Source organism: Variovorax sp. YR634 (assembly GCF_900106655.1).
Lineage (GTDB): Bacteria > Pseudomonadota > Gammaproteobacteria > Burkholderiales > Burkholderiaceae_C > Variovorax.
Window position 1 is genome coordinate 76,881 of record NZ_FNOL01000008.1, and the last position, 25,235, is coordinate 102,115.

The following is a 25,235-nucleotide window of genomic DNA, read 5'->3' on the forward strand; positions in this document are numbered from 1 at the left end:
TTAACACATGCCAAAACCTGCGATTAGACCCGAGCCGGGCCGGGTTTGACACGGCGGGGGCGCCAGTCCTAGCATGGCCCGAAAATTGCCAGGAGACAAAACAAATGGCCTCGCTCAAATTCCTGCGCACCACGCTGCTCGCCCTCCTGCTCGGCGCCTCGGCCCTGCTGGCGCACGCCACCCCTTCCGACGCCGAGGACAAGCTGATCGACACGCTGATCCAGCGCGTCTCGAAGATGTCGGCCATGGTCTTCCTGCGCAATGGCAACGAATACACCGCCGCCGACGCCGCCAAGCACATGCAGGCGAAGTACGACTACTTCAAAAAGGAGCTGGTGACGGCCGAAGACTTCATCGAACGCTGCGCCTCGCGCTCGGAGATGACGGGGCAGGCCTACAAGGTGAAGCTCAACAACGGCACGGTGCGCGACGCCAACGAGTTCCTCAACGGCGAGCTGCGCGCGATGCGGCAGGCCGCGAAGAAGACCAGCGGCTAGCTAGCGCTGCTGGCCCCAGCGGCGCACCGTGAGCCGCTCCAACGTCTTGAAGCCCAGACTCTCGACCAGCAGGCCGATCAGCACCACCATCGCAAGGCCCGCGAATACGCGGTCGGTGTACAGCTCGTTGCGGTTCTGGAAGATGTACCAGCCCAGCCCGCCCTTGCCCGACGAGGCGCCGAACACCAGCTCGGCCGCGATCAGCGTACGCCAGGCAAAGGCCCAGCCGATCTTCAGGCCCGACAGGATCGACGGCAGCGCAGCCGGCACCAGGATCTGCAGCACGTAGCGCAGGCCCTTCAGCCCGTAGTTGCGCCCCGCCATGCGCAGCGTCTCGGGCACGCCCTGGAAGCCCGCATAGGTGTTGAGCGCCAGCGGCCACAGCACCGAATGGATCAGCACGAACACGAGGCTGCCGCGCCCCAGCCCGAACCACAGCAACGCCAGCGGCAGCAGCGCGATGGCGGGCAGCGGGTTGAACATCGACGTGAGCGTGTCCAACAGGTCGCGGCCGATCTGTGTCGACACGGCGAGCGTGGTGAGCGCGAATGCCAGCAGCACGCCGGCGAGGTAGCCCTGAAGCAGCACGGCCAGCGAGATACGCACCTTCTCGATCAGCTCGCCGCTGGCAAGCCCTTCGAACAGCGCGCTCGCCGTGGCGGTGAAGGTGGGCAGCAGCAGGTCGTTGTTCTGCCAGCGGGCCGCAAGCTCCCACAGCACGGCGATGGCGGCGAGGATCAGCCCCTTGCGCAGCCAGGCCTGCGACCAGATACGCGCGCCCAGGGGTAGCGTGCGTTCGACCGGCAGCTCGGTGAAGGGCTCGAGCGTGCGCTCGTATTCGGGGCGGATGGGAGGAACGATCGCGCTCATGCCGCGGCCTCCTCATGTTCTTCCTCGAAAAGCATGTCGTGGATGCGCTGCGCCGTGCTTTGGAACTCGGCGCCACCCAGGCTCGCAAGCGAAAAGCCGTGGCTGTTGATCTCGGCGCGCATGCGCCCCGGGTGCGGCGAAAGCAGCGCGATGCGGTTGCCCACTACCAGCGCTTCTTCGATCGAGTGCGTGACGAACAGCAGCGTGAAGCGCACCTCGTCCCACAGCTCAAGCAGTTCCTGCTGCATCTTGCGGCGCGTGAGCGCGTCGAGTGCGGCAAAGGGTTCGTCCATCAGCAGCACGCGCGGCTGCATCGCGAGCGCGCGAGCAATCGCCACGCGCTGCTTCATGCCACCTGAAAGCTGGTGCGGATGCACATCGGCAAACTTTGCAAGGCCGACCTTGTCGAGGTAGTGCAGCGCGCGTTCGGCGGCTTCCTTCTTGCCGAGCGTGCGCGAAGCCAGCAGCGGGAACATCACGTTCTGCTTCACGGTCTTCCACGGCGGCAGCTGGTCGAACTCCTGGAACACGACGATGCGGTCGGGGCCGGGCTGCGTCACGCGCTGGCCTTCGAGGCGGATCTCGCCTTCGACCGGCGGGATGAAGCCCGCCACGGCCTTCAGCAGCGTGGACTTGCCGCAGCCCGAGGGGCCGAGCAGCACGAAACGGTCGGCGGCGTGGACGTCGAAACTCACGCGGTGCGTGGCGCGGACGACTCGCTCGGGGGTGCGGTATTCGAGGCTGACCTTGTCCACCTGTAGCAGCGGTGCGCTTTCTTGCCCCCTCTCCCTCTCCCTCTCCCTCTCTCGCTCGCGGGAGAGGGTTGGGGTGAGGGCTGCGGGCGATGCCGAAGGCTCCCCCCTCACCCCCGCCCTCTCCCGATGTGAGAGGGAGTCACCCCGGGAAGGCAAAGCCGCTGCCGTGCTCATCGATCAATTCCCCGACGAATTCTGCGCATCGTCGAAGAAGTAATCCTTCACCGAAGCCGGCTTGTTCTTGATCGCGCCCACACGGTGCATGAACTCCGCCAGCGGATACGTGTTCTGCGGCGTGGTCTTGAACTGCACCTCGGGGTTCTTGATGATCTTCAGCAGCAGATCGCGGTCGAGCTTCGCGTTGCTCACCTTCAGGTAGATGTCGGCCGCCTTCTCAGGGTTGGCCGTGACGAACTTCGCCGCCTCGTCGAGCGCATCGACAAAGGCCTTGTACGTCTTCGGGTTCTCGCTGCGGAATTTTTCCGTCGCGTAGAGCACCGTCGCCGACGACGGACCGCCCAGCACCTGGTACGAGTTGAGCACGATGTGTGCATTCGGATTGCCCGCGAGCTCCTGCTCCTGGAACGGCGGATTGCCGAAGTGCCCCGTGATCTCCGTGCCGCCCTTGATGATGGCCGCAGCCGCATCGGGGTGCGGCAGCGCCACGCTGATCTTGTCGAGCCGGTTGAACTCCTTGTCGCCCCACAGCTTGGCCGAGGCGAACTGCAGCACGCGCGACTGCACCGACACGCCCACGGCGGGCAGCGCGACGCGGTCCTTGTCGGTGAAGTCGGCGATCGTCTTCACGTTCGGGTTGTTGCTAACCAGGTAGTACGGGAAGTTGCCCAGCGAGGCCACGCCCTTCACGTTCTGCTTGCCCTTGGTGCGGTCCCACAGCGTGAGCAGCGGGCCCACGCCGGCGCCCGCGATCTCGATGTTGCCGGACAGCAGCGCGTCGTTGACGGCCGAGCCGCCCGAGAGCTTGACCCATTCGACCTTGGCATCGACGCCCGCGGCCTTCGCGTGCTTCTCGATGAGCTTCTGCTCCTGCGCGACGTTGAGCAGCAGATAGACGATGCCGAATTGCTCGGCGATGCGGATCTGGCCTTCGGCATGCGCAGCGAGGCTGCCAGCGAGAAGGCCGAGGCCGGTGACGAGCGCGGCGGCTTTGCGGGTGAAGCGGTTCATTGACGGGGGTCCGGAAGAAAGATCAGAAAGGCGTGTCGCCGACGATGGTGGTGCGGTTGAGGCGGCGGCGCAGGTGGTCTGGCGTACCCGCTGCGAGGTGCATCAGCGAGCGGTTGTCCCAGAACACCAGGTCGTGCGGCGCCCACTGGTGGCGATAGACGAACTCGGGCTTCACGCTGTGCGCGAACAGCTCGGCGAGCAAGGCGTCGCTTTCGGCCTGCGGCAAACCGACGATGCGCGTGGTGAAGTGCTCGCTGACGAACAGCGCCTTGCGGCCTGTCTCGGGGTGCGTGCGCACCACGGGCTGGACGGCTGGGGCGACCTGATCGATCTGCGCTTGCGAGAGCTTGGGGCGCCACGGGTTCTTCGCGCGCAGCTCTTCGTACTTGGCGAGGTAGCTGTGCTCGGCCTTGAGCGGCAGGACGCGCTGCTGCAGCTCGGGGCTCAGCGACTCCCATGCGAGATGCTGGTCGGCGAACAGCGTGTCGCCGCCTTCGCTCGGCAGTTCCTGCGCATGCAGCAGGGAGCCCAGGCTGGGGTTGGGTTTGTACGAAATGTCGGAATGCCAGTAGACGCCCGCATCGCCGAGGCCGATGGGCTCGCCGTTCTCCTTGATGTTGGAGACGATGAGGATCTCGGGGTGGTTCTTCAGCTGGAATTGGTGCAGGACGTGGATTTCGAGCGGGCCGAAGCGGCGGCTGAAGTCGATGTGCTCCTGCGGGGTGATCTGCTGGTCGCGGAATACCAGGACGTGGTGGTCGAGGTGGGCTTTGTGGATTCGGACGAAGTCTTCGGTGCTGATTGGCTTCGAGATGTCGAGGCCGATGATTTCGGCGCCGACCGGGGCATCGAAAGGGCGCACTTCGAAGTGCTGTGCGGCGGGCTCGGGCCTGCTGCTGGAAAGAACGGCTGTCATGCCGGGAATGTAGGGGCCGGTTTGTTGTTTCCCAACGAACTCTTCGTTGATAGCTTATGACTTTGGATGTTTGGGTTCCGGGGCCGGGTCTCGCCCCGGCGGGCGAGCTACTTTCTTTTGCTTCGCCAAAAGAAAGTAGCCAAAGAAAAGGCGACCCTACTGTCTGCGTCCCTACGCTTCGCTTCGGGCAACCTGCGGTGCTCGACGTAGACGGGAGTCCGCAGAACTCGCTTCGCTCAAACAGCTGCGGCCCTGATCCCGTCTACGTCTGCGCTCCTCGGCGCAGCCAGAAGGGATTTCGAACAAGCCTTCGCTGCGCTCGGCCTGACAACAGCCAATACCAACCACCGCAGGCGCTACGCGCCTGCGGTGGCCTCATGGCCGAGCGAAGCAAAGAAAAGCAGGTCGCCCGCCGGGGCGAGTCCCGGCCTCGGAAAAACAAACAACCACAGTCACTCAAAGCGTATGACTGCGATCCCCATCAACAAACCCCATCGCATCCCAAGCCCCCCCAACAGCAAACCCGACAACCTTGAACAGTTCCCCCATCTCATGCTCATGGATCAACCGCGCAGCCATCGCCCGCTCGGCAACAGACCCTGCTTCCATCCGAGCCAACAACCCACAGTTCAGCAGAAACCGCGCCTGACTCGTATAGCCCAGCACCTCAAGCCCCGCGTCCTGCCCAGCCAGCGCAATACCAGTGAAGTCGACATGCGCAGTGATGTCCTTGTAGCCCACATCGGACAGCGGATCGCCATCAGCCTGGTGCGCCCGATGGCACATCACCGTGCCCATATGCCGCTGCGGGTGGTAGTACTCGGCTTCGGGAAAACCGTAGTCGATAAGAAAAGCCGCGCCCTTCCCAAGCCGATCCGCCAGCGTGGCAATGAACGCCCGAGCCTGCGGATGAATCTCGGTGAGGTAGTCGTGTTCGCCGGGCACTTCGATCGGCGGGCGAAGTTCGGTGGAACGGTCCGCCCATGCCCAACCGTCGTCGCTCGCATTGCGCACCACGCCGCGTTCGAACCACTGCCCGCCCACACGCGCCAGCAATTGCACCGGCATCGCATCGAGCACTTCGTTTCCGACCACCACGCCTTCCATCGACTCAGGCAGCTCGTTCAGCCACTCGACACGATCCGCATACCGCACCAGCGCCTGCTGCTGCCGCTCCCGCAACGTGCCGGACAGATCGACGATGCGATAGCGCACATCGCTGCGCCCCATCTCGTCGAGCGCATGCAGCAGCTGAACCGCCAACGCACCAGAGCCAGCACCGAATTCCCACACCGTGTCGGTCCCCGTCTTCTCCAGCGCCTCGGCCACCTGAGCTGCCAGTGTCTGCCCGAACATCGGCGTGAGTTCCGGCGCCGTCACGAAGTCGCTACCCGAAGAAGGCATGTGCCCGAACTTGGCGGAAGTGTTGGCGTAGTAGCCCAGGCCGGGCGCATACAACGCGAGTGCCATGAAGCGGTCGAACCCGATCCATCCACCCGCGCGCTCGACGGAACGCGCGATGAGGTGGTCGAGGGCGGTAGGTAAACTGCTGGGGGTCGTCTTTGTCGTCACAGCGCCATTCTCCCTCTCCCCGCATGAGCCCCGCTTCCCAAGCCCCTGCCTCCCGCCGCACCGTTCTCGTCACGGGCGCAGGCCGCAGGCTGGGCCGCGAGATCGCGCTGGGGCTTGCCGCAGGCGGCTGGCAAGTGGCGGTGCACTACCGGAGTTCGCTGGCCGAGGCGGAGCAGACGGTGGCCGACTGCGCCACACTCTCGGGCGACTCGGCCCTGTTCGCCGCCGACCTCGAAGACGAACAGGCCACGCGCGCCCTGCTGCCCCGCGTGGTCGCGCGCTTTCGCAGCGTCGACGCCGTGGTGCACAGCGCAGCGCTGTTCGAGCACGACGCAGCCGCCACCTTCGGCTATGCGCTCATGGAACGCCATGCGCGCAGCAACACCGGCGCGGCGATCCTGCTGGCGCAGGCGCTGCATGAACACGTGACGGCGCGCGACGCGCAAGGCGCGGTTGTCCATCTGCTCGACCAGAAGTTGTGGAACCCGAACCCCGACTTCCTGAGCTACACGCTGTCGAAGGCCGCGCTCGAAGCCGCTACGCCGATGCTGGCACTGGCCCTCGCGCCTCGCGTGCGCGTGGTGGGCGTGGCGCCCGGCCTCACGCTGGCGAGCCACATGCTGGACGACGACAAGTTCGCGCAATTGCACAAACTGTCGCCGCTGGGCCGCTCTTCCACGCCGGATGACGTGGTCGCCACAGTGAAGTTCGCGCTGGAGAACCGCTCGATCACCGGCACCACGCTGCTGGTGGACGGCGGCCAGCACCTGATGAAATTCGAGCGCGATTTCTCGCTCATGTGAGCACCACCACCATGTCCACTCCCTCGCAAGGCCACCAGACACTCACCCTCCAGGGCCTGCGCTTCGACGCCAACCTGGGCATCCTCGAACAGGAGAAGACGGCGCCGCAACCGATCCTGGTCGATGCCGAACTCAACCTCGGCCCGCAGCCGCTGCTGCCGCAGGACGACGACATCTTCCACGTGCTCGACTACCGCAAGGTGCGCCGCATCATCATCGAAGAGTGCACCGCCGAGCACGTCAACCTGCTCGAAAGCCTGATCGGCAAGCTGGTGCAGCGCCTGCTGCAGCTGCCCGGCGTGGTGGGCGTGCGCGTGAAGATCGCCAAGCTCGAAATCTTCGACGACTGCGAAGTGGCGATCCGCATGGAAGCAGGCGAGTGGTGAGCAACAGCCCTTCAGGCCGCTGAACCACAAGCCACGGCGGGCTTGACGGCCAAGGGCCACATCCGCACGGCAAGCGCCCCCAGCCCCGACACCGCCCCCAGCAAGGCCACGGCCGACCAGCCCCACTGCGCCAGCACCAGGGCGCCGAGCGCGGAACCCGTGGCCATGCCGATGAACACGCCGGTGAAGAACACCGCATTGAGCCGGCTGCGCGCACCGGGGTCGATGCCGTAGACCACGGTCTGGTGCGCGATCAACGCGGCCTGCAGCCCGAAGTCGAAGCCGATGGCGCTGGCCACGATCAACCCCAGCCGCGCGGCGGGCGCCATCAGCGGCGCAAACAGCATGGCCGCGAACGACACCACGACCAGCACGGCGCCCATGCGGATCACCAGCTCGGGGCCGCGGCGGTCCGCCAGGCGCCCGGCGAGGGGCGCGGCCAGCGCACCCGCGGCGCCAGCCAGGCCGAAGGCGCCGGCAGCTGCGCTGCCCAGATGAAAGGGCGCGCCGTGCAGCATCACGGCCAGCGTCGACCAGAAGGCGCTGAAACCCACCGACAGCAGGGCCTGCGCGAAGGCGGCGCGGCGCAGCGCGCTGTGGCGCTTCCACAGATCCGCCAGCGAGCCCAGCAGTGCGCCGTAGCCCAGCTGTGTGGTCGGGCGCAGGTGCGGCAGGCCGCGCGCCGCGGCAACGCCAATGAACGCGATGCTGGCCGCCGCGACCATGAACATCGTGCGCCAGCCGAAGTGCTCGGCCACGAAGCCGCTGAGCACGCGCGACAGCAGGATGCCCAGCAGCAACCCCGTCATCACCGTGCCGACAATCTTGCCGCGGTGCGCTTCGGGCGCCAGCGTGGCGGCGGCCGGCACCACGTCCTGCGCCATGGTGGCGGCAAGGCCGATGACGAGGCTGGCCGCCAGCAGCGGGCCGACCGAGGGCGAAAAAGCTGCACCGAGCAGCGCCAGCACCAGCACCGCTGCCTTGACGAGGATGATGCGGCGGCGGTCGAAGCGGTCGCCCAGCGGGGCGAGCAGCAGGATGCCGAGCGCGTAGCCCAGCTGCGTGAGCGTGGGGACGAAACCCACGGAACGGGCCGAGGCGCCGATGTCGGGCCCGAGCACGCCCAGCATGGGCTGGCTGTAGTAGAGCGCCGCGACACCGAAGCCGGCGCTGGCGGCCAGCAGCAGGATCAGCGAGCCGGGCAGTCGCTCATGCGTTGATTGAATGGAAGACATGGTGTTAACCCTTAGAACCAGAAGCAAGGGCCGGAGTTTGCAGGGCGGCGTCAGCCAAAGGTAGCCTCCCGGGTCGAACAATTGATATACGCTTGGCGTATGGAAAAGCCTGCTCCCGCCGACCGCATCGAGCTGATGCAGACCTTCGTGCGCATCGTCGAGGCCGGCAGCCTGTCGGCCGCAGCCACGCAGATGGGCACCACCCAGCCCACCGTGAGCCGCCGCCTGCAGGCGCTCGAGCGCTCGCTGGGCGTGCGGCTGCTGCAGCGCTCCACGCACGCGATGAAGCTCACGGAGGACGGCGAGCGCTGCTTCGACCGCGCCAAGGAGCTGATCCAGAGCTGGGGCGCCTTCGAGGCCGAGCTGCGCGGCGTCGGCGACCAGCCCGAGGGCCGGCTGCGCGTGGTGGCGCCGCATGCCTTCGGGCAGCAGTTGCTGGTCGGCCCGCTGGCCGGGTACCTGCAGCGCCATCCGCAGGTGACGGTCGAATGGCTGCTGCACGACAGCCCGCACGACCAGACGCCCGACTTCATCGCCGAGGGCGTCGACTGTGCGATTCGCGTCGGCGAAGTGACTGACCCGGCCGTGGTGGCGATCCGCCTGTCCGAGGTGCCGCGCATCGCGATTGCCGCGCCTTCTCTTTTCGAGGGTGCGGCCGCAGTGCCCACCCACCCCCGCGAACTGGAAGCCCTGCCCTGGCTGGCCGCGCGCAACTTCTACCGCACCGAGGTCGTGCTGACGCACGAGACCACCGGCGAGGTGTGCCGCGTGCCGATCCGCCCGCGCCTGATCACCGACAGCCTCTACGCCCTGCGCAGCGCCGTCGTGCTGGGCCTGGGCGCAGGCGTGTCGTCGACATGGATGCTGACCGAGGAGATCGCCGCGGGCCGGCTGCTGCACCTGGTGCCGCAGTGGCGCGGGACGCCCGCGCCGGTGTACCTGGCGTACCCGTATGCGCGCTTCTACCCGGCGAAGCTGCGACTCTTCGTCGAGGCGATGCGCACCGCCTTTCCCGCCGCATAGCGTGTGGAATGGGGATCGGGGACAATCACCCCCTTCCCCCGACTCCCCGAAGTAGCCTGCCCATGAACGCCGTCTGGATCGACGAGGCGCCCGCCGCCGCCGACGCCACTGCCAATTCCCTGAAGATCGAGCGCGAAACGCACAAGCTCGAAAAGCGCCTGTGCCGCCAGGTCGGGCAGGCCATCGTCGACTACAACATGATCGAAGAGGGCGACAAGGTCATGGTGTGCGTATCGGGCGGCAAAGACAGCTACGCGCTGCTCGACATCCTGCTCAAGCTGAAGGCGCGCGCGCCGATTCACTTCGACATCGTCGCGGTCAACCTCGACCAGAAGCAGCCCGGCTTTCCCGAAGAGGTGCTGCCCAAGTACCTGAGCGACCTGGGCGTGGACTTCCACATCGAGAACCAGGACACCTACAGCATCGTCAAGCGCGTGATCCCGGAGGGCAAGACCACCTGCGGCCTGTGCAGCCGGCTGCGCCGCGGCATCCTGTACCGCGTGGCCGACGAGCTGGGCGCCACCAAGGTCGCGCTGGGCCACCACCGCGACGACATGCTGCAGACCTTCTTCCTCAACATGTTCTTCGCCGGCAAGCTCAAGAGCATGCCGCCCAAGCTGGTGAGCGACGACGGCAAGCACATCGTGATCCGCCCGCTGGCCTACGTGGCCGAAAAAGACACGGTGCGCTGGGCCCAGCACCGCGAGTTCCCGATCATTCCGTGCACGCTGTGCGGCAGCCAGGAAAACCTGCAGCGCAAGCAGGTCGGCGAAATGCTGCGCGAGTGGGACAAGAAGTACCCCGGCCGCGTGGAGAACATGTTCACCGCGCTGCAGAACGTGGTGCCTTCGCACCTGCTCGACGGAACGCGGCACGACTTCAAGGGTCTGAAGGCGACGGGCGTGGCGGATGACGACGGCGACAAGGCCTTCGACACCCCCTCCTTCGATCTGCTCTCCCAGGCACCTGCCGCCCTGCGCATCGTCCAGGGCTGACCGGGCAACCCAGGGGAATTTTGGGCTTTGCGCCCGGAGACCCTCATGAAACTTGCGTTCTCTGCTCTTCTTCTTGCAGCAAGCCTGACAGGTTGCGCCACCTCCTGGGTGGTCGACAGCGACGTCAAGAGCTTTGCCTCCCCCGGCACCGTGGCGCCCGGCGCCACCTACCGCTTCGACCGCCTGCCCTCGCAGCAGGCCGACGGCGCGCGGCAGGAATCGCTCGAAGCCATGGCCGCCGCGGCGCTCGACAAAGTCGGCCTGCGCCGCGACGACGCCAAGCCCCAGTACACCGCGCAGATCGGCGCGCGCGTGACGGCCGGCCTCTCGCCCTGGGCCGATCCGTGGCTCTACAACGGCCCCTGGGGTTATGGCTACGGCGGCTATGGCTACTACGGCCGGCGCTGGTACGGCGGCGGCTGGTATGGCGGCCCGGCGTTCGCGCCGCCAGCCAACCCCTGGTATGAGCGCGAAGTGAGCGTGGTGCTGCGCGAGGTGGGCTCCAACCGCGTGGTCTACGAGACCCGCGCCCGCAACGATGGCCCCTACACCTCGAGTGCGGCGATCCTGCCGGTGATGTTCCAGGCCGCGCTGCAGGGCTTCCCGAACCCGCCGCAGGGTGAGCGCCGGGTCAACATCGAGCTGTCAACGGCCAAAAAGTAGCGCTTCTAGAATCCCGCGAATGGAAGAAGCCACCCGCCTGATCGCCGTTCGCCACGGCGAAACCGCCTGGAACGTCGACACCCGCATCCAGGGCCAGCTCGACATCGGGCTCAACGAGACCGGACTCTGGCAGGCGCGGCGCGCCGGTGGTGCGCTGGCCGACGAGCCGATTGGTGTCGTCTACGCCAGCGACCTCTCGCGCGCCTGGCAGACCGCAGAAGAAATCGCCAAGCCCCATGGCCTGGCCGTGCAACCCGAGCCGCGCCTGCGCGAGCGTGCCTTCGGGCATTTCGAGGGCCTGAGCTTCGCCGAGATCGAAGCCACGCTGCCGGTGCAGGCCAAGCTCTGGCGCGAGCGCGACCCCGAGTTCGAACCCGACGGCGGCGAGAGCCTGCTGGTGTTCCGCGACCGCGTGACAGGCGTGGCCTCCGAGCTGGCGGCACGACATCCGGGCGAGCTGGTCGTGCTGGTTGCACACGGCGGCGTGATGGACGTGCTCTACCGCGCAGCCACCCGCCAGGAGCTGCAGGCGCCACGCACCTGGCAGCTGGGCAATGCAGCCATCAACCGCATGCTGTGGACGCCGGAAGGTTTCAGCCTTGTGGGCTGGAGCGATACCGCCCACCTGGCGGCGGACACGCCGCTCGATGAGCCCACGACCTAGCGCGACGGCACGATGGGCCGCTTGCCTTTCTCCGACCCGGGCAAGACGCTCCCATGAAAAGAACAAATTCGCCCCCCTCGGCGTACGCCAGTTGGGATGCATCCCAGACGCTGTCTGCGCCGTGGACCGACGCCACGCATCTGGGAAGCTTCGTCACCCTGGAGGCCGGCGACACCATTGCGCGCGAAGGCGAACGGCACGACTACTTCTATCTTTTGCGATCGGGGTTCGTTCACTCCACGATCCAGCGAAGCAACGGCTCGGAGTTCCTGCTCGAGATCTTCGGACCGGGTGCGATTTTTGGCGAAGGCCCCGCGTTTGCCGACAGTCCTCGGCCCACGACGACCCGGGCGGTCGCGCCGGCCATTCTCAGCCGCTATCGCCCGGCGGATGTCGCGCAGCAATTTTCGGAGCTTCCCGAACTCGCGACCTCATTGATCCAGCTGCTCGGCTTCAAGAATCACATGATCGTCGCCAAGCTTGCCGGGGTGGCCTCGGCGGCGCCCAAGGAGCGGGTCATCGATTTGCTGCTGCGTGTGGCACGCCTGCCATCGGCGCAGGCATCGAAACAACTCACCGTCGATCTGACGCATGAGCAGATCGGCGCCATGACGGCATTGAGCCGCGTCACCGTCACCCGCACGTTGAATGCGCTGGCGGGACACGGGCTCATTGAAACGCGGGCCCGGCAGGTCAGCATCCCGAATGCGCCGGCCCTGCGGCGTTTCCGCGATGCGTCACCATAAGAAAAAAGCCCACTTCCTGTATCGCTGGATACCGTCGAGCCCTTCCCCCATCGCCATCATTCACCCCGTCACACACATGGATGGGAAGAGCGGAGGAGGGAACGGGAGGAGCCGTTGAAGAAGAGGCCCGCCTTCAATTGGCGATGGCCCGGGTGTGACGTTTCGCAGGACTGCCAAAGTCCTTTCTGGCCGGGTGGCTCACGCTCATGACCATCCGGCATCTTTTGGATCGCCGTCAGGCGTGCGAGGCGGCGTGACCGCCCGCTGCAGCTTCGGCTTTGGCCTCTCCCGGCAGATCGACCATCGGCCCCGTGCCGCTGTAGCGGTCCAGCGCCAGGTAGATGGCCGGCGTGATGTACAGCGTGATCACCTGCGAGAAGATCAGCCCGCCCACCACGGCCACGCCCAGCGGCTGGCGCAGCTCGGCGCCGGCGCCCAGGCCCAGCGCCAGCGGCAGCGCGCCCATCAGCGCGGCCAGCGTGGTCATCAGGATCGGGCGGAAACGAAGGCGGCAGGCCTCGCGGATCGCGTCCACCGGCTGCATGCCCTCGGTGCGCTGCGCGTCGAGCGCGAAGTCGATCATCATGATCGCGTTCTTCTTCACGATGCCGATCAGCAGCAGGATGCCGATGGTCGCGATCAGCGTCAGGTCGAAGCCGAAGAGCTTCAGCGAGATCAGCGCCCCCACTGCCGCCGAAGGCAGCCCCGCCAGAATCGTCAGCGGGTGGATGTAGCTCTCGTACAGCACGCCCAGCAGCACGTAAATGACCAGCACCGCCAGCACCAGCAGCACGGCCTGGCTCGATTGCGAACTCTGGAACACCGCCGCATCGCCGCCGTAGGTGGTGATGATCGACTGCGGCATCTTCAGCTCGTCCTTGAACTGGTCGATCTTCGCGGTCGCGTTGCCCAGCGGCACGTCGGGCGCGAGGTTGAACGACACCGTCACCGCCTGCAGCTGGCCCTGGTGGTTGACCGAAGTCGGACCCACCGTGCGCTTGACAGTCGAGAAGGCCGACAGCGGCACCAGCCTGCCCGTGGTGCTGCGCACCGACAGGCGCGAGACGTCTTCCTCGAACTGGCGGTCGTTGTCGGCGGCCGAGAGGATCACCTGGTAGGTGTTGCTCGAACCGTAGATGCTGCCGATCTGGCGGTCGCCGTAGGCGTTGTAGAGCGCGGTGCGCAGGTCGCCTACCGCCACGCCGAGCACGCCGGCCTTGTCGCGGTCAATGTCGAGCGTGGCCTGCAGGCCGCGGTTCTGCGAGTCGCTGGTCACGTCGCGGAAAGCCGGGTCGGCGCGCATGCGCTCCATGAGCTTGGTAGACCAGGGCACCATCTCGCCCGCGTTCACGCTCTGCAGCGTGTACTGGAAGCGCGCCTTGCTCTGGCGGCCGCCCAGGCGCAGGTTCTGCACCGGCTGCATGTAGACGGCGATGCCCGGGATCTCGCGGAAGCGCTGGCGCAGCGACTCGAGCACCTTCGCCATCTGCGGGCGCTCGCTGCGCGGCTTGAGCACCGCAAACAGCCGGCCGGAGTTCTGCGTGGCCGTGGGCCCGCCGACGCCGACGAAGGAACTCACGTAGTCGACGCTCGGGTCGTCCTTGAGCGTTGCGGCCACGCGGTCCTGCAGCGCCTTCATGGCGGTGAATGAAATGTCTTCGGCCGCCTCGGTCGTGATCTGGATCTGGCCGATATCTTCTTCTGGGAAGAAGCCCTTCGGGATCGTCGCGAACAGCCAGCCCGTGATGACGAAGGTCAGCGCCGCCATCATCAGCATCACCTTGCGATGCCCCAGCGTCCAGTCGAGCGTGCGCATGTAGCCGCCATGCACCGCGCGGTAGCCGCGCTCGAATGCGCGGCCGATGGCAGTGCCCGGCTCGGGGTGTTCTTCTTCGTGGTCGAGCGCGCCTTCCTTGCGCGGCACCTGCTTGAGCAAGCGGCTCGCGAGCATCGGCACCAGCGTGAGCGACACCACGGCCGACACCAGCACCGCCAGCGCCACCACCACCGCGAACTCGTGGAACAGCAGGCCGATCACGCCCGGCATGAAGAAGATCGGGATGAACACGGCCACCAGCGAGATCGAAATCGACACGATGGTGAAGCCCACCTCGCGCGCGCCGCGCAGCGCCGCCGCGAACGGGTCCATGCCCTTCTCGACGTAGCGCATGATGTTTTCGAGCACCACGATGGCGTCGTCCACCACCAGGCCCACCGCCAGCGTGATGCCGAGCAGCGAGATGTTGTCGAGGCTGTAGCCGAAGGCGTAGAGCAGCGCCACCGCGCCGATCAGCGAAATGGGAATGGTCGCGGCCGGAATCAGCGTGGCCACCAACCGGTGCAAAAACAGGAAGATCACCAGCACCACCAGCGCGATGGTGCCCAGCAACGTGAGCTGCACGTCGTGCACGGCCTCGCGAATCGACAGCGAGCGGTCGTTCACCATCTGGATTTCCACCGACTGCGGCAGCTCGGCCTTGAAGCGCGGGATGAGCGCGCGCACCGCGTCCACAACCTGCACGGTGTTGGCATTGGGCTGGCGCTGCACGGCGAGCGAAATCGAGTCCTGCCCGTTGAAGCTGCTGGCGGTCTTGACCGACTCGAAGCTGTCCTCGATGGTCGCCACCTCGTCGAGCCGCACCGGTGCGCCGTTGCGCTGGCCGACGATCAGCTTGGCGAAGTCGGCCGCCTTCATGAGCTGGCGGTTGGCCTGGATGGTGAGCGTCTGGCGCGGGCCGTCGAGCACGCCGACCGGCGTGTTGGCATTCGCCGAGTTCACCGCCTTGGCGAGTTCGTCGAGCGTGATGTTGCGCGCGTTGAGCAGGTCGGCGTTGGCCTTGATGCGCACCGCAAAAGCCTTGCGGCCATACACGCCCACTTGCGCCACGCCGTCGATGGTCGAGAGCGTGGGCGAGATCAGGTTCTCGGCGTAGTCGTTGAGCTCCGACGGGTTCATCGACGGCGAGATCAGCGCTATGAACAGCACCGGCGCATCGGCCGGATTCACCTTGCGGTACGAGGGCAGCTGCGTGAGCTCTTGCGGCAGCTGGCGCTGGGCGCGCAGCAGCGCGGCCTGCACGTCGACGGCGGCGGCGTCGATATCGCGGCTGCTCACGAATTCGAGTGTGAGCGAGGTCACGCCCTGCGTGTTCACCGAGCTGATGGTCTGCAGGCCCGGGATGGTCGAGAACTGCTTTTCGAGCGGCAGCGCCACTGACGATGCCATGGTGTCCGGGCTCGCGCCCGGCAGCTGCGCGTTGACGTTGATGACCGGCGTGTTGTAGCTCGGCAGCGCGGCCACGGGGATGCTGAAGTACGCAAAGATGCCGATGACCACCACGGCCGCAGACAGCAGCACCGTCATCGCAGGACGACGGATGCAGAGCTCCGAAATGTTCATGCGCGTTCCTGCTTCGGCGGCTTGATGTCGGCGCCGTCGGAAGACGCGGCACTGCCCGGCGTGACGCCGGTGGTGCCGTTGGCGGGCGCTGCAGGCTCGGCGGGCGCACCCGGCGCCTTGACATCAACGCGGACCTTGCCGCCCGGGCGCACGTTCTGACTGCCCTCGATCACCACCTGCTCGCCTGGCTCCACGCCGCTGACCGCGACCTTGGTGCCGAAGGTGTGCAGCGTCTTCACCTTGCGGCGCGTGGCGGTCTTGCCCTCGTCGACCACATAGAGCGAAGTGCCCTCGGACAGCATCATCAGCGCCGCGGCCGGCACAACGGTGACGCCATTGAGCGTGCGCACCGTGATGCGCGTGCCGACGAACTGGCCCGGCCACAGGCTCTGGTCGGCGTTGGCGAACACGGCCTTGGCGCGTACAGTGCCGATCTGCGGATCGACGGTGTTGTCGACGAAGTCGAGCGTGCCGCTCAGCGGCGCCTTGCCGCCGGTGACGACGGCTTCGACCTTCGAACGCGAGCGCGCGGCCTCCAGCAGGTCTTGCAGGTTGCCTTCGGGCACCGGGAAGCTCACTGCGATCGGGTCGAGCTGCGTGATGGTGACCAGCGACAGCGTCGGCTGCACCAGCGTGCCCGGGTAGATGTTGACGGCGCCGATACGCCCCGCAATGGGCGCGCGCAGCGTCGCATAGCCCAGCGCCACCTGCGCCGACTGCACGGCCGCGCGGTCGGCGGCCACGGCGGCGCGCTGTGCCTCGAGCTGCGAGAGCGTGGCGTCGGCAGCGCTCTTAGCGATGAAGTTCTGCGCCACCAGGTCCTGGCTGCGCTTGTACTGGCGCTCGAGGTCGGCCATGGTGGCCTCGTCCTTTTGCTGCTGTGCACGGGCGCGCGCGAGATTGGCCTGGTCGTTGCGGTCGTCGAGCGTGAAGAGCAGCTGGCCGGACTTGACGAACTGGCCTTCCTTCACGTGCACCGCGCTCACCGTGTTGGTCACCTGCGGGCGCAGGTCGACGCTGTTGAGGGACACCACGCTGCCGTTGACCTGCACGGTCACCGGCACGTCCTGCTTCTGCGCCGTGGCCAGCGTCACGAGCGCGGGCGCGCCGCCGCCTGAAGCAGCGCCGCCGTTGGCTGTCGGGGCCTTGGCACTCTTTGTGGCGGACTTGTCGCCGGACATGCTCCACCACCCGCCTGCGACGGCTACGATCAACACGCCCGCAAGGGCAACCGCGACATTTTTCTTCATGGGTTCTTTGTGCACTTTGGGCTGACAGCGACTATTGGATCAGCGGCTGACTCTCGGTGTTCATGGGGCCTGTAAAGAAATGTAAAGCAGGTCAACCCGAAGCCCCGCATAACTGACTGTGGCCGGCGCGAGGAAACCACACCCCCTCGCTAAAATCGCCGCTCCACAGCCTCTGGATAAACCCCATGAACCGCTGCAAGACAATCACGAATGCTCTCACTTTCATAGCAGTTTGCACAGCAGCCATTGCTGCTGCAGGCCTTTTCCCGCTCACCGCCAGCGCCCAGGACGAAGTGCCCCGGCCGCAGACCCAGAACGAATCGCTCGTTGGCGGTCGCACTTTCCCTATCGGCACTTTGCGCGGCAAATTCATGGTCACCAACGCGCCCGAGGTCGAGCTCGATGGCAAGCCTGACCGCCTGGGCGCCGGCGCGCGCATCCGCAGCGGCCAGAACATGCTGGTGATGCCCGGTGCCATCGTCGGCCAGAAGTACCTCGTCAACTACACGCGCGACGCCGCCGGACTGCTGCGCGAGGTGTGGATCCTCACGCCCGACGAAGCCATGGCCAGCCGCGAGTCGCTGGACAAGCCGCTCCTGAACATCTGGCCGTTCACCTCGAACGACACCGTCAACACGCAATAACGCAGCGGCGCGCCGCGCGCACCTGCAGCCCTCCACCCTCGGAGGGCAGAGAGAGTTCCCCATGAAAAAAGTATTCATCAAGACCTTCGGCTGCCAGATGAACGAGTACGACTCGGACAAGATGGCCGACGTGCTCAACGCAGCCCAGGGCTACGAGCCCACGCAGAACGTGGACGAGGCCGACCTCATCCTGTTCAACACCTGCTCGGTGCGCGAGAAGGCGCAGGAGAAGGTGTTCTCCGACCTCGGCCGCGTGAAGCACCTGAAGGCCAAGGGCGTGAAGATCGGCGTGGGCGGCTGCGTGGCGAGCCAGGAGGGCGAGGCCATCATCGCGCGCGCTCCCTACGTCGACATCGTGTTCGGGCCGCAGACGCTGCACCGCCTGCCCGAGATGCTGAACGACCGCGAGCGCCTGAACCGCCCGCAGGTGGACATCAGCTTTCCCGAGATCGAGAAGTTCGACCACCTGCCGCCCGCGCGCGTCGAGGGTGCGACGGCCTTCGTATCGATCATGGAAGGCTGCTCCAAGTACTGCAGCTACTGCGTGGTGCCCTACACCCGCGGCGAGGAAGTGAACCGCCCCCTCGACGACGTGCTGGTCGAGATCGCCGGCCTGGCCGACCAGGGCGTACGCGAGATCACGCTGCTGGGCCAGAACGTGAATGCCTACCGCGGCAAGATGGGCGACACCGCCGAAATTGCCGACTTCGCGCTGCTGATCGAATACGTCGCAGAAATTCCCGGCATCGAGCGCATCCGCTACACCACGAGCCACCCGAACGAGTTCACGCCGCGGCTGATCGAGGCCTACGCGAAGGTGCCCCAGCTCGTGAGCCACCTGCACCTGCCGGTGCAGCACGGCAGCGACCGCATCCTGATGGCGATGAAGCGTGGCTACACCGCCATGGAATACAAGAGCACGGTGCGCAAGCTGCGCGCCATCCGCCCCGAGCTCGCATTGAGCAGCGACTTCATCGTCGGCTTCCCCGGCGAGAGCGACGACGACTTCAACAAGATGATGAAGCTGATCGACGACTGCCAGTTCGACGCCAGCTTCAGCTTCATCTTCAGCCCGCGCCCCGGCACGCCCGCCGCCGCGCTGCATGACGACACGCCGCACGAGGTGAAGCTCGCGCGCCTGCACACGCTGCAGGCCGTGATCGACACCAACGTGAAGCGCTTCGGCCAGGCGCTGGTCGGCACCACGCAGCGCGTGCTGGTGGAAGGCGCCTCGCGCAAGGATGCGAACGAACTCATGGGCCGCACCGCCTGCAACCGCGTCGTCAACTTCGAGGGCGACGCAAGGCTAGTCGGCCAGATGACCGATCTGCGCATCACCCGCTCGCTGGCCTACACGCTGCGCGGCGAGGTGGTCACGAGCGAATCGTTGATGCCGGCGCTCGCCCACTGATGGCGAAGCGACCTTCCATACGGGGCTCGTTCCAGCAGCTCCTGCTGTTTGCCTTCTTGCTGATCACCGCGCTGCTGGTTGGCGTGGCGCTGCGCTCGGTGCTGCAGTACGACGTACTGATGACGCAAAGCCGCGACGCGGCCGCGCGTGCGCTGCGCCTGTCGGGCGCGTCCCAGTCGCTGGCCGAACGCAGCGCGGCCATGGAGCGCGCGGGGCGCCAGTCGCTGGTGCTCAACGACGCGGTGCTGCGCCGCCGCTTCGACGACGCGGCGCGCGAAGCGCATCAGGTGCTGGAGCGGCTGGAAAAGAACGGCCTCGCGCCCGCCGGCATCGAGATGTGGCGCACCCAGCTCGGCGTGATCGAGGGCCTGATGAGCGGCAACGCCGACAGCGCCCTCGCCCGCGAAAGCACGATGGCCATGCAGTTCCGCGAGCTCGACGCGCTCAACACCAATCTCGCGCAGCAGGCGCAGTTTTTGATCGAAACGCAGAACGATGCGTTGGCCAAGCGCATCGAGAACGCGCGCCGCCGGCTGATGCGCGAAGTGGTGGCCGCCAGCGTGCTGGCCGTGTCGCTGGCGCTGGCCTTCGGCATCTGGCTGGCGCGGCCGTTCAAGCGGCTGGAGCACGCCATCGTCGGCCTCGGCCAGAACCGGCTCGACGAGCCCATCGACATCCGCGGCCCGGCCGACGTGCGGCGCGTGTCGCAGCAGCTCGAATGGCTGCGGCTGCGCCTGACCGAGCTCGACGCCGACAAGGCGCGCTTCCTGCGCCACGTATCGCACGAGCTGAAGACACCGCTGGCCGCGCTGCGCGAGGGCGTCTCGCTGCTCGAAGACGGTGTGACCGGGCCGCTGAACCCGGCGCAGCTCGAAGTCGCACAGATCCTGCAGCAGAACACCGTGGCGCTGCAGGGCCAGATCGAGGCGCTGCTGCGCTTCAACGCCGCCGCCTTCGAGGCGCGCGAATTGCGCCGCGAACGCACCGAGCTGCTGCCGCTGATCGAGGAACAGATCGAGGCGCAGCGCCTGCAGTGGCAGTCGCACGGACTGCGCGTGCGCGCCGAGGGCGAGCCCATCGCAATGACGGTCGACCGCACCAAGCTCGGCACCGCAATCGCCAATCTGTTGAGCAACGCCATTCGCTTTTCGGTAACGGGCGGTGTCATCACCCTGGCGGTGTCGGGGACGCCCGAGGCGGTGCACATCGACGTGAACGACGCCGGGCCCGGCATTGCCGAGGGCGACCGCGACCGGATCTTCGAACCCTTCTTCCGCGGCGAACGCCAGCCCGAGCACACGGTGAAAGGTACGGGCATCGGACTTTCCATCGTGCAGGAGTACATTGCAGCCCACGGGGGCCGCATCACTCTGCAGCCCGGCGGTCCCGGTGCTCGCTTTCGCATCGAACTGCCGCGCACGGCCTGACCTCCCCGGCTTCCCCTCTCCAACACTGCCTGACCGCCTCGCGTCCTTTCTTCGACCCATGTCTTTTTCGTTCGTCCGCCGTTCCTCCTTCGCCGGGGCGATGACCGTGCCTTTCGTCCTGCTGCTGGCCGCCTGCGCCACGCAGCCCAAGCCGCCCGCGGAGGCCGATGCGCTGCCGCCGCCCCCGGTCGTGCCGCGCGTGATGCCGGTCGAGGCCGAGCCCAAGGCCCCGGCCACGCAGCCGGCCTCGTCGCTCTTCACATTGATGACGCAGGGGCCGCAGGCGGCCATGCTGTCGTATGCCGACAGGGTGCGCCCGCTGAACGGCGCCGACCTGAACACGGAAATCGCGCGCATCGGCGACCCCGGCGATGCGCCCACGGCGCAGATGCAACTGGCGCTGCTGCTCTCGCAAACCCGCGTGCCAGCCGACCTGGCGCGCGCGCTGGGCCTGCTGCAACGCGTGATCGCCAACCCCGCGCCCGAGGCGCAGGCCCTGCATCCGCTGGCACGCGCCTTGGCCGCGCGCTATGTAGAGCAGCGCCGCGTGGAAGACGACCGTGACAGGCAGGTGCAGCAGCTGCGCGACAGCCAGCGCCGCATAGACCAGCTGAACGACCGCATCGAAGCCCTGCGCGCCATCGAGCGCAGCTTTGCGCGGCCCAACACCACCCCGGCCGCAGCCACCCCTGCGGCGCCGCCTACCGGAAGCAAACCGAACCAATGAGCACCTCTGGCGCCCGTCTTCTCGTGGTCGACGACGACCCGGACATGCTGCGGCTGCTCTCGATGCGGCTGAGCTCGGCGGGCTACCAGGTCACGGCCGTCACCTCTGCAGAGACGGCGCTCACGCAGCTGGAAATCGAGCATCCGCAGCTCGTGCTGAGCGACGTGCGCCTGCCCGGGCGCGACGGCCTCCAGCTGTTCGACGAGATCCGCAAGCGCCACCCTTCGCTGCCGGTGATTCTGCTCACCGCGCACGGCACCATTCCCGACGCGGTCGAGGCTACGGCGCGGGGCGTGTTCACCTACCTCACCAAGCCCTACGACGGCCGCGAGCTGCTCGACAAGATCGCGCAGGCACTGGCGCTCGGCGCCCCCGCCACCACGCCGAGCAAGGCCGGCGACGACAGCTGGCGCGCCGAGATCGTGAGCCGCAGCAACCGCATGGCCGAGCTGCTGGCCGAGGCGCGCATGGTCGCCAAGTCAGATGCTTCCGTGCTGCTGCGCGGCGACTCCGGCGCCGGCAAGGAGCTGCTGGCACGCGCCATCCACAAGGCCAGCGCGCGCGCCGACAAGCCCTTCGTGGCCGTCAATTGCGGCGCCATTCCGGAAGCGCTGCTCGAGTCGGAACTGTTCGGCCACATGAAGGGCGCCTTCACTGACGCCCACGCGAATCACAAGGGCCTGTTCCAGCAGGCCGACGGCGGCACGCTGCTGCTCGACGAAATCGGGGACATGCCGCCTGCCCTGCAGGTCAAACTGCTGCGCGTGCTGCAGGAGCGCGCGGTGCGGCCGCTGGGCGCGAGCCAGTCGATCGAGGTCGACGTGCGCATCGTCTCGGCCACCCACCGCGACCTCGACGCCGCGATGGAAGCCGGCCAGTTCCGCGAAGACCTGTATTACCGCCTGAACGTGGTGACGCTCACGCTGCCGCCGCTGTCGGCACGGCGCGAAGACATCCCGCTGCTGGCCAATCACTTCCTGCAGCGCCTGTCGACCAAGTACGGCAAGCGGCTGTCCGGCTTTGCACCCGAGGCGCTGAAGGCGCTGACCACGGCCGCCTGGCCGGGCAATGTGCGCCAGCTGTTCAACGTGGTCGAGCAGGTCTGTGCGCTGTCGAGCTCGCCGCTGATTCCGCTCGCGCTGGTGCAGCGGGCGCTGCGTGTGCCGACGGTCGAAGTCCAGACCTACGCCGAAGCCAAGCAGCGTTTCGAGCGCGATTACCTCGTCGGCCTGCTGAAACTGACGGACGGCAACGTGGCCGACGCGGCCCGCCTGGCCGACCGCAACCGCACGGAGTTCTACCGGCTTTTGCAGAAGCACGAACTCACGCCGGGCCACTTCAAGGCCGACGCTGTCGCTCCGGGCGGGGACCCTGTCGCCGAGTAGCGACGCACCTAAGTCATTGATTTATATGACCTATCCCCACCAGCCCAGAAGGCTTGTCGGGATTCGGCGACAAAAACAGGGGTTTTGAGGCCTTCCAGCAGCCTCTTCCCGCGAAAAACACCGTCAGATCGCTCCAAGTTGTTGATCTGAAAGCGTTTTTCCAGCCTGGCACAGGGTTTGCCCCTGTACAGGCATGACAGCACTCACCAGCCCATCTTTCGCACTGCGCCAGCAGCGCGACGGCCTGCGTCAAAAGCAGTTTTCCCCCTCGCGGCCCCGTGCCGCGGGTCATTCGCTGGCCGCGCTCGCAAGCGCTGGCGGCGCTGAGCCGGATTGCGTGATCAAGCGCTTTCCCGCCATTGGCGACACCCCTTCCCTCGACAAGCAACGTTGGTAAATCACATGAAGCCGAACGACTTCTCCCAACTGAACGTGCTGGCCGATACCGATTTTTCGCGCCGTAGCCCGGTTCGCGAAGAACGCCATCCCAACTCGGTCACCGCCCCCCCCGTCAACCGCGGTTCCATGACACCTCGCCCCTGGCGCGGCTTCTGGAACAGCCTCGGCACCGCCGCGCTGGTCAAGCTCGGCGCGGGCCGTGACGCCGAAGCCGGCGTCCACGACGCCCGGCAGGCCAAGCAACCCTGGCAGCGCGCCGCCGCACAGCGCCGCTTCGCTTTCATGATGCTCACGCTGCTGAGCACCGTGATCGCGTCGTCGCTGTTCGCCAGCGTGCAACCCGACTACGACAACCTCTGGCTCGAATACGGCCAGATCGGTCTCTACGGCCTGCTTTCGGGCTGGGTCGTGACCGGCTTCGTGACCGCGCTCATGGGCTTCTACGTTTCCGTGCGCGGTGACAAGCACGCCCTCTCGGCGAAACAGGTGGTCAACCACCCGATGAATCCCGAGGCACGCACCGCGATCATCATGCCGATCTGCAACGAGGACGTGGCCACGGTGTTCGCCGGCCTGCGCGCCACCTGCGAATCGGTCGCGGCCACCGGCCACGCCAAGCAGTTCGACGTGTTCGTGCTGTCCGACAGCTACAACCCCGAGACCGCCGCCGCCGAGCGCGCCGCCTGGGAAGACCTGCGCGCCGCCCTGGCCGAGAGCCCGAACCAGCCGCAGGTCGAGGTGTACTACCGCCTGCGCACCCGCCGCACGCACCGCAAGGCCGGCAACGTGGCCGACTTCTGCCGCCGCTGGGGCAAGGACTACCGCTACATGGTCGTGCTCGACGCCGACTCGGTGATGAGCGGCGACTGCCTGACCTCGATGGTCAAGCTGATGGAAGCCAACCCCACCGCCGGCATCATCCAGACCGCGACGCAAGCCATCGGCCACGTCACGCTGCACGCCCGCGCACAGCAATTCGCTTCCCGCGTGACGGGCCGCCTGTTCACGCTGGGCATGCAGTTCTGGCAACTGGGCGAATCGCACTACTGGGGCCACAACGCCATCATTCGCGTCGAACCCTTCATGAAGCATTGCGCGCTGGCCCCGATCAAGGGCACCGGCGGCATGTCGGGCGGCATCATGTCGCACGACTTCGTCGAAGCTGCGCTGATGCGCCGTGCCGGCTACAACGTATGGCTGGTGTCCGACCTGGTCGGCAGCTACGAACAGCAACCGCCGGACCTGCTGGCCGAACTGCAGCGTGACCGCCGCTGGTGCCAGGGCAACCTGCAGAACGCCCGCCTGATGGCCGAGCCCGGCATCCACCCGGTGCACCGCGCGATGTTCGTGACCGGCACCATGGCCTATGTCTCGGCTCCGCTGTGGCTCGCGTTCCTGACGCTGGGCACCGCCCTGTGGCTGAGCGGCTCGAGCCTCGTGTCGAGCTGGAGCGTGCTGCCCGCCGAACTGGCCGGCCTGTGGGTCTGGACCCTGTGCCTGCTGTTCCTGCCGCGCGTGCTGGGCATCGCTGCCGTGCTGATGCGCGGTGAGCAACGCCAGTACGGCGGTGCGTGGGGCCTGGTGAAGAGCTCGGTGATGGAAAGCGGCCTTGCCATCGTGCAAGCCCCGGTCCGCATGCTGGCCCACTCGCTGTTCGTGCTGGTCGCCCTCACCGGCATCAAGCTCGACTGGAAGTCGCCCCCGCGTGAAGCCGCTGCCGTGCCGTGGAAGGTCGCTGCCTCGCAGCTGGCCCCCATGACGCTGGTGATCGCCATGCTGGCCGTCGGCGTCGCGATGATCGACCCGAGCGCTCTGATCTGGCTCATGCCCGTTGGCCTGCCGCTGCTGCTGGCGATTCCGCTGACCGTGCTGACCAGCCAGATCGCGCTGGGCACCACGCTGCGTGACCGCGGCTACCTGCTGATTCCCGAGGAATCGCGCTCGCCGGCCGTGCTGCGCCGCGCATGGATGCATGCAGTGCGCCTGGCGCGCCCCGCACTGGCAACTGTCTGATGCGCTGAAGACACAGCACCTCGAAAAGCCGGCCTCAGGGTCGGCTTTTTTCATGCTGCGTGGCTAGAATCGCGCCTTCCTTTTTTCAACCCACGGATCCCTCGATCCCCTGGAGCGCCAAGTGCCCCGATTCGCCGTCATCACTCTCTGACGCCGACAACGCCACTTCATTGCTGGTCAAGTCGGGCGCCTGGCTGCGCTTTCCGCTGACCGCACTCTTTTCCAGCTTCGCTCCCGCACGTTGTCGGTTCTTCCTGATTTCCATC

23 protein-coding genes are annotated in these 25,235 nt (G+C 66.9%); 15 read left to right on the forward strand and 8 right to left on the reverse strand.

Annotation, left to right across the window (positions count from 1 at the left end; translation table 11 throughout):
* Positions 1-104: 104 nt before the first annotated feature.
* Entirely contained in the window at positions 105-497 is a 393-nt protein-coding gene (locus BLV60_RS15860; RefSeq protein ID WP_093056143.1) for a DUF5329 family protein, read from the forward strand.
* On the opposite strand, the gene BLV60_RS15865 is transcribed toward BLV60_RS15860, so the two are convergent.
* The 5 genes from BLV60_RS15865 to BLV60_RS15890 form a co-directional block, all read right to left on the reverse strand.
* A complete protein-coding gene (locus tag BLV60_RS15865) occupies positions 498-1,367 on the reverse strand; it encodes an ABC transporter permease (protein ID WP_093056145.1) in 870 nt (289 codons plus the stop codon).
* Positions 1,364-2,296, reverse strand: coding sequence for an ABC transporter ATP-binding protein (locus BLV60_RS15870; protein WP_371127374.1), 933 nt, complete (start codon positions 2,294-2,296; stop codon positions 1,364-1,366). Before BLV60_RS15870 ends, BLV60_RS15865 begins: the two co-directional genes overlap by 4 nt.
* Positions 2,297-2,299: 3 nt before the next feature.
* Positions 2,300-3,310 (reverse strand): ABC transporter substrate-binding protein, encoded by a 1,011-nt coding sequence (locus BLV60_RS15875; protein ID WP_093056147.1) that lies wholly within the window; start codon positions 3,308-3,310, stop codon positions 2,300-2,302.
* A gap of 22 nt (positions 3,311-3,332) precedes the next feature.
* Positions 3,333-4,226: a TauD/TfdA dioxygenase family protein gene (locus tag BLV60_RS15880; protein ID WP_093056149.1), complete on the reverse strand. Its 894-nt coding sequence runs from the start codon at positions 4,224-4,226 to the stop codon at positions 3,333-3,335.
* Between the two features lie 456 nt (positions 4,227-4,682).
* A complete protein-coding gene (locus tag BLV60_RS15890; RefSeq protein ID WP_093056151.1) occupies positions 4,683-5,798 on the reverse strand; it encodes a class I SAM-dependent methyltransferase in 1,116 nt (371 codons plus the stop codon).
* A gap of 23 nt (positions 5,799-5,821) precedes the next feature.
* Between BLV60_RS15890 and BLV60_RS15895 the strand changes: the two genes are divergently transcribed.
* Both BLV60_RS15895 and BLV60_RS15900 read left to right on the forward strand, forming a co-directional pair.
* Positions 5,822-6,601 carry an SDR family oxidoreductase gene (locus BLV60_RS15895; RefSeq protein ID WP_093056153.1) on the forward strand — a complete coding sequence of 260 codons (780 nt, stop codon included), beginning with the start codon at positions 5,822-5,824 and terminating at the stop codon, positions 6,599-6,601.
* An 11-nt stretch (positions 6,602-6,612) separates the two neighbouring features.
* The gene (locus tag BLV60_RS15900) at positions 6,613-6,987 is read left to right on the forward strand and encodes a dihydroneopterin aldolase (RefSeq protein WP_093056387.1); all 375 of its coding nucleotides are present in this window, start codon (positions 6,613-6,615) and stop codon (positions 6,985-6,987) included.
* A gap of 11 nt (positions 6,988-6,998) precedes the next feature.
* Here BLV60_RS15900 and BLV60_RS15905 read toward each other — a convergent pair whose 3' ends face one another.
* Positions 6,999-8,222 (reverse strand): MFS transporter, encoded by a 1,224-nt coding sequence (locus BLV60_RS15905; protein WP_093056155.1) that lies wholly within the window; start codon positions 8,220-8,222, stop codon positions 6,999-7,001.
* 99 nt (positions 8,223-8,321) lie between these two features.
* Between BLV60_RS15905 and BLV60_RS15910 the strand changes: the two genes are divergently transcribed.
* The 5 genes from BLV60_RS15910 to BLV60_RS15930 all read left to right on the forward strand — a co-directional run bounded on the left by BLV60_RS15910 (position 8,322) and on the right by BLV60_RS15930 (position 12,313).
* The gene (locus BLV60_RS15910; RefSeq protein ID WP_093056157.1) at positions 8,322-9,245 is read left to right on the forward strand and encodes a LysR family transcriptional regulator; all 924 of its coding nucleotides are present in this window, start codon (positions 8,322-8,324) and stop codon (positions 9,243-9,245) included.
* Between the two features lie 62 nt (positions 9,246-9,307).
* A complete protein-coding gene (ttcA, locus tag BLV60_RS15915) occupies positions 9,308-10,240 on the forward strand; it encodes a tRNA 2-thiocytidine(32) synthetase TtcA (protein WP_093056159.1) in 933 nt (310 codons plus the stop codon).
* A gap of 45 nt (positions 10,241-10,285) precedes the next feature.
* Positions 10,286-10,903, forward strand: a complete 618-nt coding sequence (locus BLV60_RS15920) for a DUF4136 domain-containing protein (RefSeq protein ID WP_093056161.1) — start codon at positions 10,286-10,288, stop codon at positions 10,901-10,903.
* 19 nt (positions 10,904-10,922) lie between these two features.
* Positions 10,923-11,567 carry a histidine phosphatase family protein gene (locus tag BLV60_RS15925; RefSeq protein ID WP_093056163.1) on the forward strand — a complete coding sequence of 215 codons (645 nt, stop codon included), beginning with the start codon at positions 10,923-10,925 and terminating at the stop codon, positions 11,565-11,567.
* Between the two features lie 53 nt (positions 11,568-11,620).
* Entirely contained in the window at positions 11,621-12,313 is a 693-nt protein-coding gene (locus BLV60_RS15930) for a Crp/Fnr family transcriptional regulator (RefSeq protein WP_093056165.1), read from the forward strand.
* Positions 12,314-12,548: 235 nt separating this feature from the next.
* Here the strand turns inward: BLV60_RS15930 and BLV60_RS15935 are convergent, their stop codons facing one another.
* Positions 12,549-15,713 carry an efflux RND transporter permease subunit gene (locus tag BLV60_RS15935; protein WP_093056167.1) on the reverse strand — a complete coding sequence of 1,055 codons (3,165 nt, stop codon included), beginning with the start codon at positions 15,711-15,713 and terminating at the stop codon, positions 12,549-12,551.
* Positions 15,710-16,894 (reverse strand): efflux RND transporter periplasmic adaptor subunit, encoded by a 1,185-nt coding sequence (locus BLV60_RS15940; RefSeq protein ID WP_093056170.1) that lies wholly within the window; start codon positions 16,892-16,894, stop codon positions 15,710-15,712. The genes BLV60_RS15935 and BLV60_RS15940 overlap by 4 nt, the downstream gene beginning before the upstream one ends.
* 440 nt (positions 16,895-17,334) lie before the next feature.
* Between BLV60_RS15940 and BLV60_RS34665 the strand changes: the two genes are divergently transcribed.
* The 7 genes from BLV60_RS34665 (at position 17,335) to mdoH (ending at position 24,969) form a co-directional block, all read left to right on the forward strand.
* Positions 17,335-17,607 carry a hypothetical protein gene (locus BLV60_RS34665; protein ID WP_256329181.1) on the forward strand — a complete coding sequence of 91 codons (273 nt, stop codon included), beginning with the start codon at positions 17,335-17,337 and terminating at the stop codon, positions 17,605-17,607.
* A gap of 61 nt (positions 17,608-17,668) precedes the next feature.
* On the forward strand, positions 17,669-19,018 hold the full coding sequence (gene miaB / locus BLV60_RS15950) for a tRNA (N6-isopentenyl adenosine(37)-C2)-methylthiotransferase MiaB (protein ID WP_093056174.1): 1,350 nt from the start codon (positions 17,669-17,671) through the stop codon (positions 19,016-19,018).
* Positions 19,018-20,445 (forward strand): sensor histidine kinase, encoded by a 1,428-nt coding sequence (locus BLV60_RS15955; protein WP_093056176.1) that lies wholly within the window; start codon positions 19,018-19,020, stop codon positions 20,443-20,445. The genes miaB and BLV60_RS15955 overlap by 1 nt, the downstream gene beginning before the upstream one ends.
* 100 nt (positions 20,446-20,545) lie before the next feature.
* Positions 20,546-21,172, forward strand: a complete 627-nt coding sequence (locus BLV60_RS15960) for a hypothetical protein (RefSeq protein ID WP_256329183.1) — start codon at positions 20,546-20,548, stop codon at positions 21,170-21,172.
* On the forward strand, positions 21,169-22,557 hold the full coding sequence (locus tag BLV60_RS15965) for a sigma 54-interacting transcriptional regulator (RefSeq protein ID WP_093056180.1): 1,389 nt from the start codon (positions 21,169-21,171) through the stop codon (positions 22,555-22,557). Before BLV60_RS15960 ends, BLV60_RS15965 begins: the two co-directional genes overlap by 4 nt.
* A 193-nt stretch (positions 22,558-22,750) precedes the next feature.
* Positions 22,751-22,954 carry a hypothetical protein gene (locus tag BLV60_RS15970; RefSeq protein ID WP_093056182.1) on the forward strand — a complete coding sequence of 68 codons (204 nt, stop codon included), beginning with the start codon at positions 22,751-22,753 and terminating at the stop codon, positions 22,952-22,954.
* A gap of 5 nt (positions 22,955-22,959) precedes the next feature.
* Complete coding sequence (gene mdoH / locus BLV60_RS15975) at positions 22,960-24,969, forward strand: glucans biosynthesis glucosyltransferase MdoH (protein ID WP_093056184.1); 2,010 nt, start codon at positions 22,960-22,962, stop codon at positions 24,967-24,969.
* Positions 24,970-25,235 lie beyond the last annotated feature (266 nt).

Coding starts and splice junctions, on each gene's coding strand:
- BLV60_RS15860 (WP_093056143.1), top strand. CDS start 105: ATGGCCTCGCTCAAATTCCTGCGCACCACGCTGCTCGCCCTCCTGCTC.
- BLV60_RS15865 (WP_093056145.1), bottom strand. CDS start 1,367: ATGAGCGCGATCGTTCCTCCCATCCGCCCCGAATACGAGCGCACGCTC.
- BLV60_RS15870 (WP_371127374.1), bottom strand. CDS start 2,296: ATGAGCACGGCAGCGGCTTTGCCTTCCCGGGGTGACTCCCTCTCACAT.
- BLV60_RS15875 (WP_093056147.1), bottom strand. CDS start 3,310: ATGAACCGCTTCACCCGCAAAGCCGCCGCGCTCGTCACCGGCCTCGGC.
- BLV60_RS15880 (WP_093056149.1), bottom strand. CDS start 4,226: ATGACAGCCGTTCTTTCCAGCAGCAGGCCCGAGCCCGCCGCACAGCAC.
- BLV60_RS15895 (WP_093056153.1), top strand. CDS start 5,822: ATGAGCCCCGCTTCCCAAGCCCCTGCCTCCCGCCGCACCGTTCTCGTC.
- BLV60_RS15900 (WP_093056387.1), top strand. CDS start 6,613: ATGTCCACTCCCTCGCAAGGCCACCAGACACTCACCCTCCAGGGCCTG.
- BLV60_RS15905 (WP_093056155.1), bottom strand. CDS start 8,222: ATGTCTTCCATTCAATCAACGCATGAGCGACTGCCCGGCTCGCTGATC.
- BLV60_RS15910 (WP_093056157.1), top strand. CDS start 8,322: ATGGAAAAGCCTGCTCCCGCCGACCGCATCGAGCTGATGCAGACCTTC.
- ttcA (WP_093056159.1), top strand. CDS start 9,308: ATGAACGCCGTCTGGATCGACGAGGCGCCCGCCGCCGCCGACGCCACT.
- BLV60_RS15920 (WP_093056161.1), top strand. CDS start 10,286: ATGAAACTTGCGTTCTCTGCTCTTCTTCTTGCAGCAAGCCTGACAGGT.
- BLV60_RS15925 (WP_093056163.1), top strand. CDS start 10,923: ATGGAAGAAGCCACCCGCCTGATCGCCGTTCGCCACGGCGAAACCGCC.
- BLV60_RS15930 (WP_093056165.1), top strand. CDS start 11,621: ATGAAAAGAACAAATTCGCCCCCCTCGGCGTACGCCAGTTGGGATGCA.
- BLV60_RS15935 (WP_093056167.1), bottom strand. CDS start 15,713: ATGAACATTTCGGAGCTCTGCATCCGTCGTCCTGCGATGACGGTGCTG.
- BLV60_RS15940 (WP_093056170.1), bottom strand. CDS start 16,894: ATGTCCGGCGACAAGTCCGCCACAAAGAGTGCCAAGGCCCCGACAGCC.
- BLV60_RS34665 (WP_256329181.1), top strand. CDS start 17,335: ATGGTCACCAACGCGCCCGAGGTCGAGCTCGATGGCAAGCCTGACCGC.
- miaB (WP_093056174.1), top strand. CDS start 17,669: ATGAAAAAAGTATTCATCAAGACCTTCGGCTGCCAGATGAACGAGTAC.
- BLV60_RS15955 (WP_093056176.1), top strand. CDS start 19,018: ATGGCGAAGCGACCTTCCATACGGGGCTCGTTCCAGCAGCTCCTGCTG.
- BLV60_RS15960 (WP_256329183.1), top strand. CDS start 20,546: ATGACCGTGCCTTTCGTCCTGCTGCTGGCCGCCTGCGCCACGCAGCCC.
- BLV60_RS15965 (WP_093056180.1), top strand. CDS start 21,169: ATGAGCACCTCTGGCGCCCGTCTTCTCGTGGTCGACGACGACCCGGAC.
- BLV60_RS15970 (WP_093056182.1), top strand. CDS start 22,751: ATGACAGCACTCACCAGCCCATCTTTCGCACTGCGCCAGCAGCGCGAC.
- mdoH (WP_093056184.1), top strand. CDS start 22,960: ATGAAGCCGAACGACTTCTCCCAACTGAACGTGCTGGCCGATACCGAT.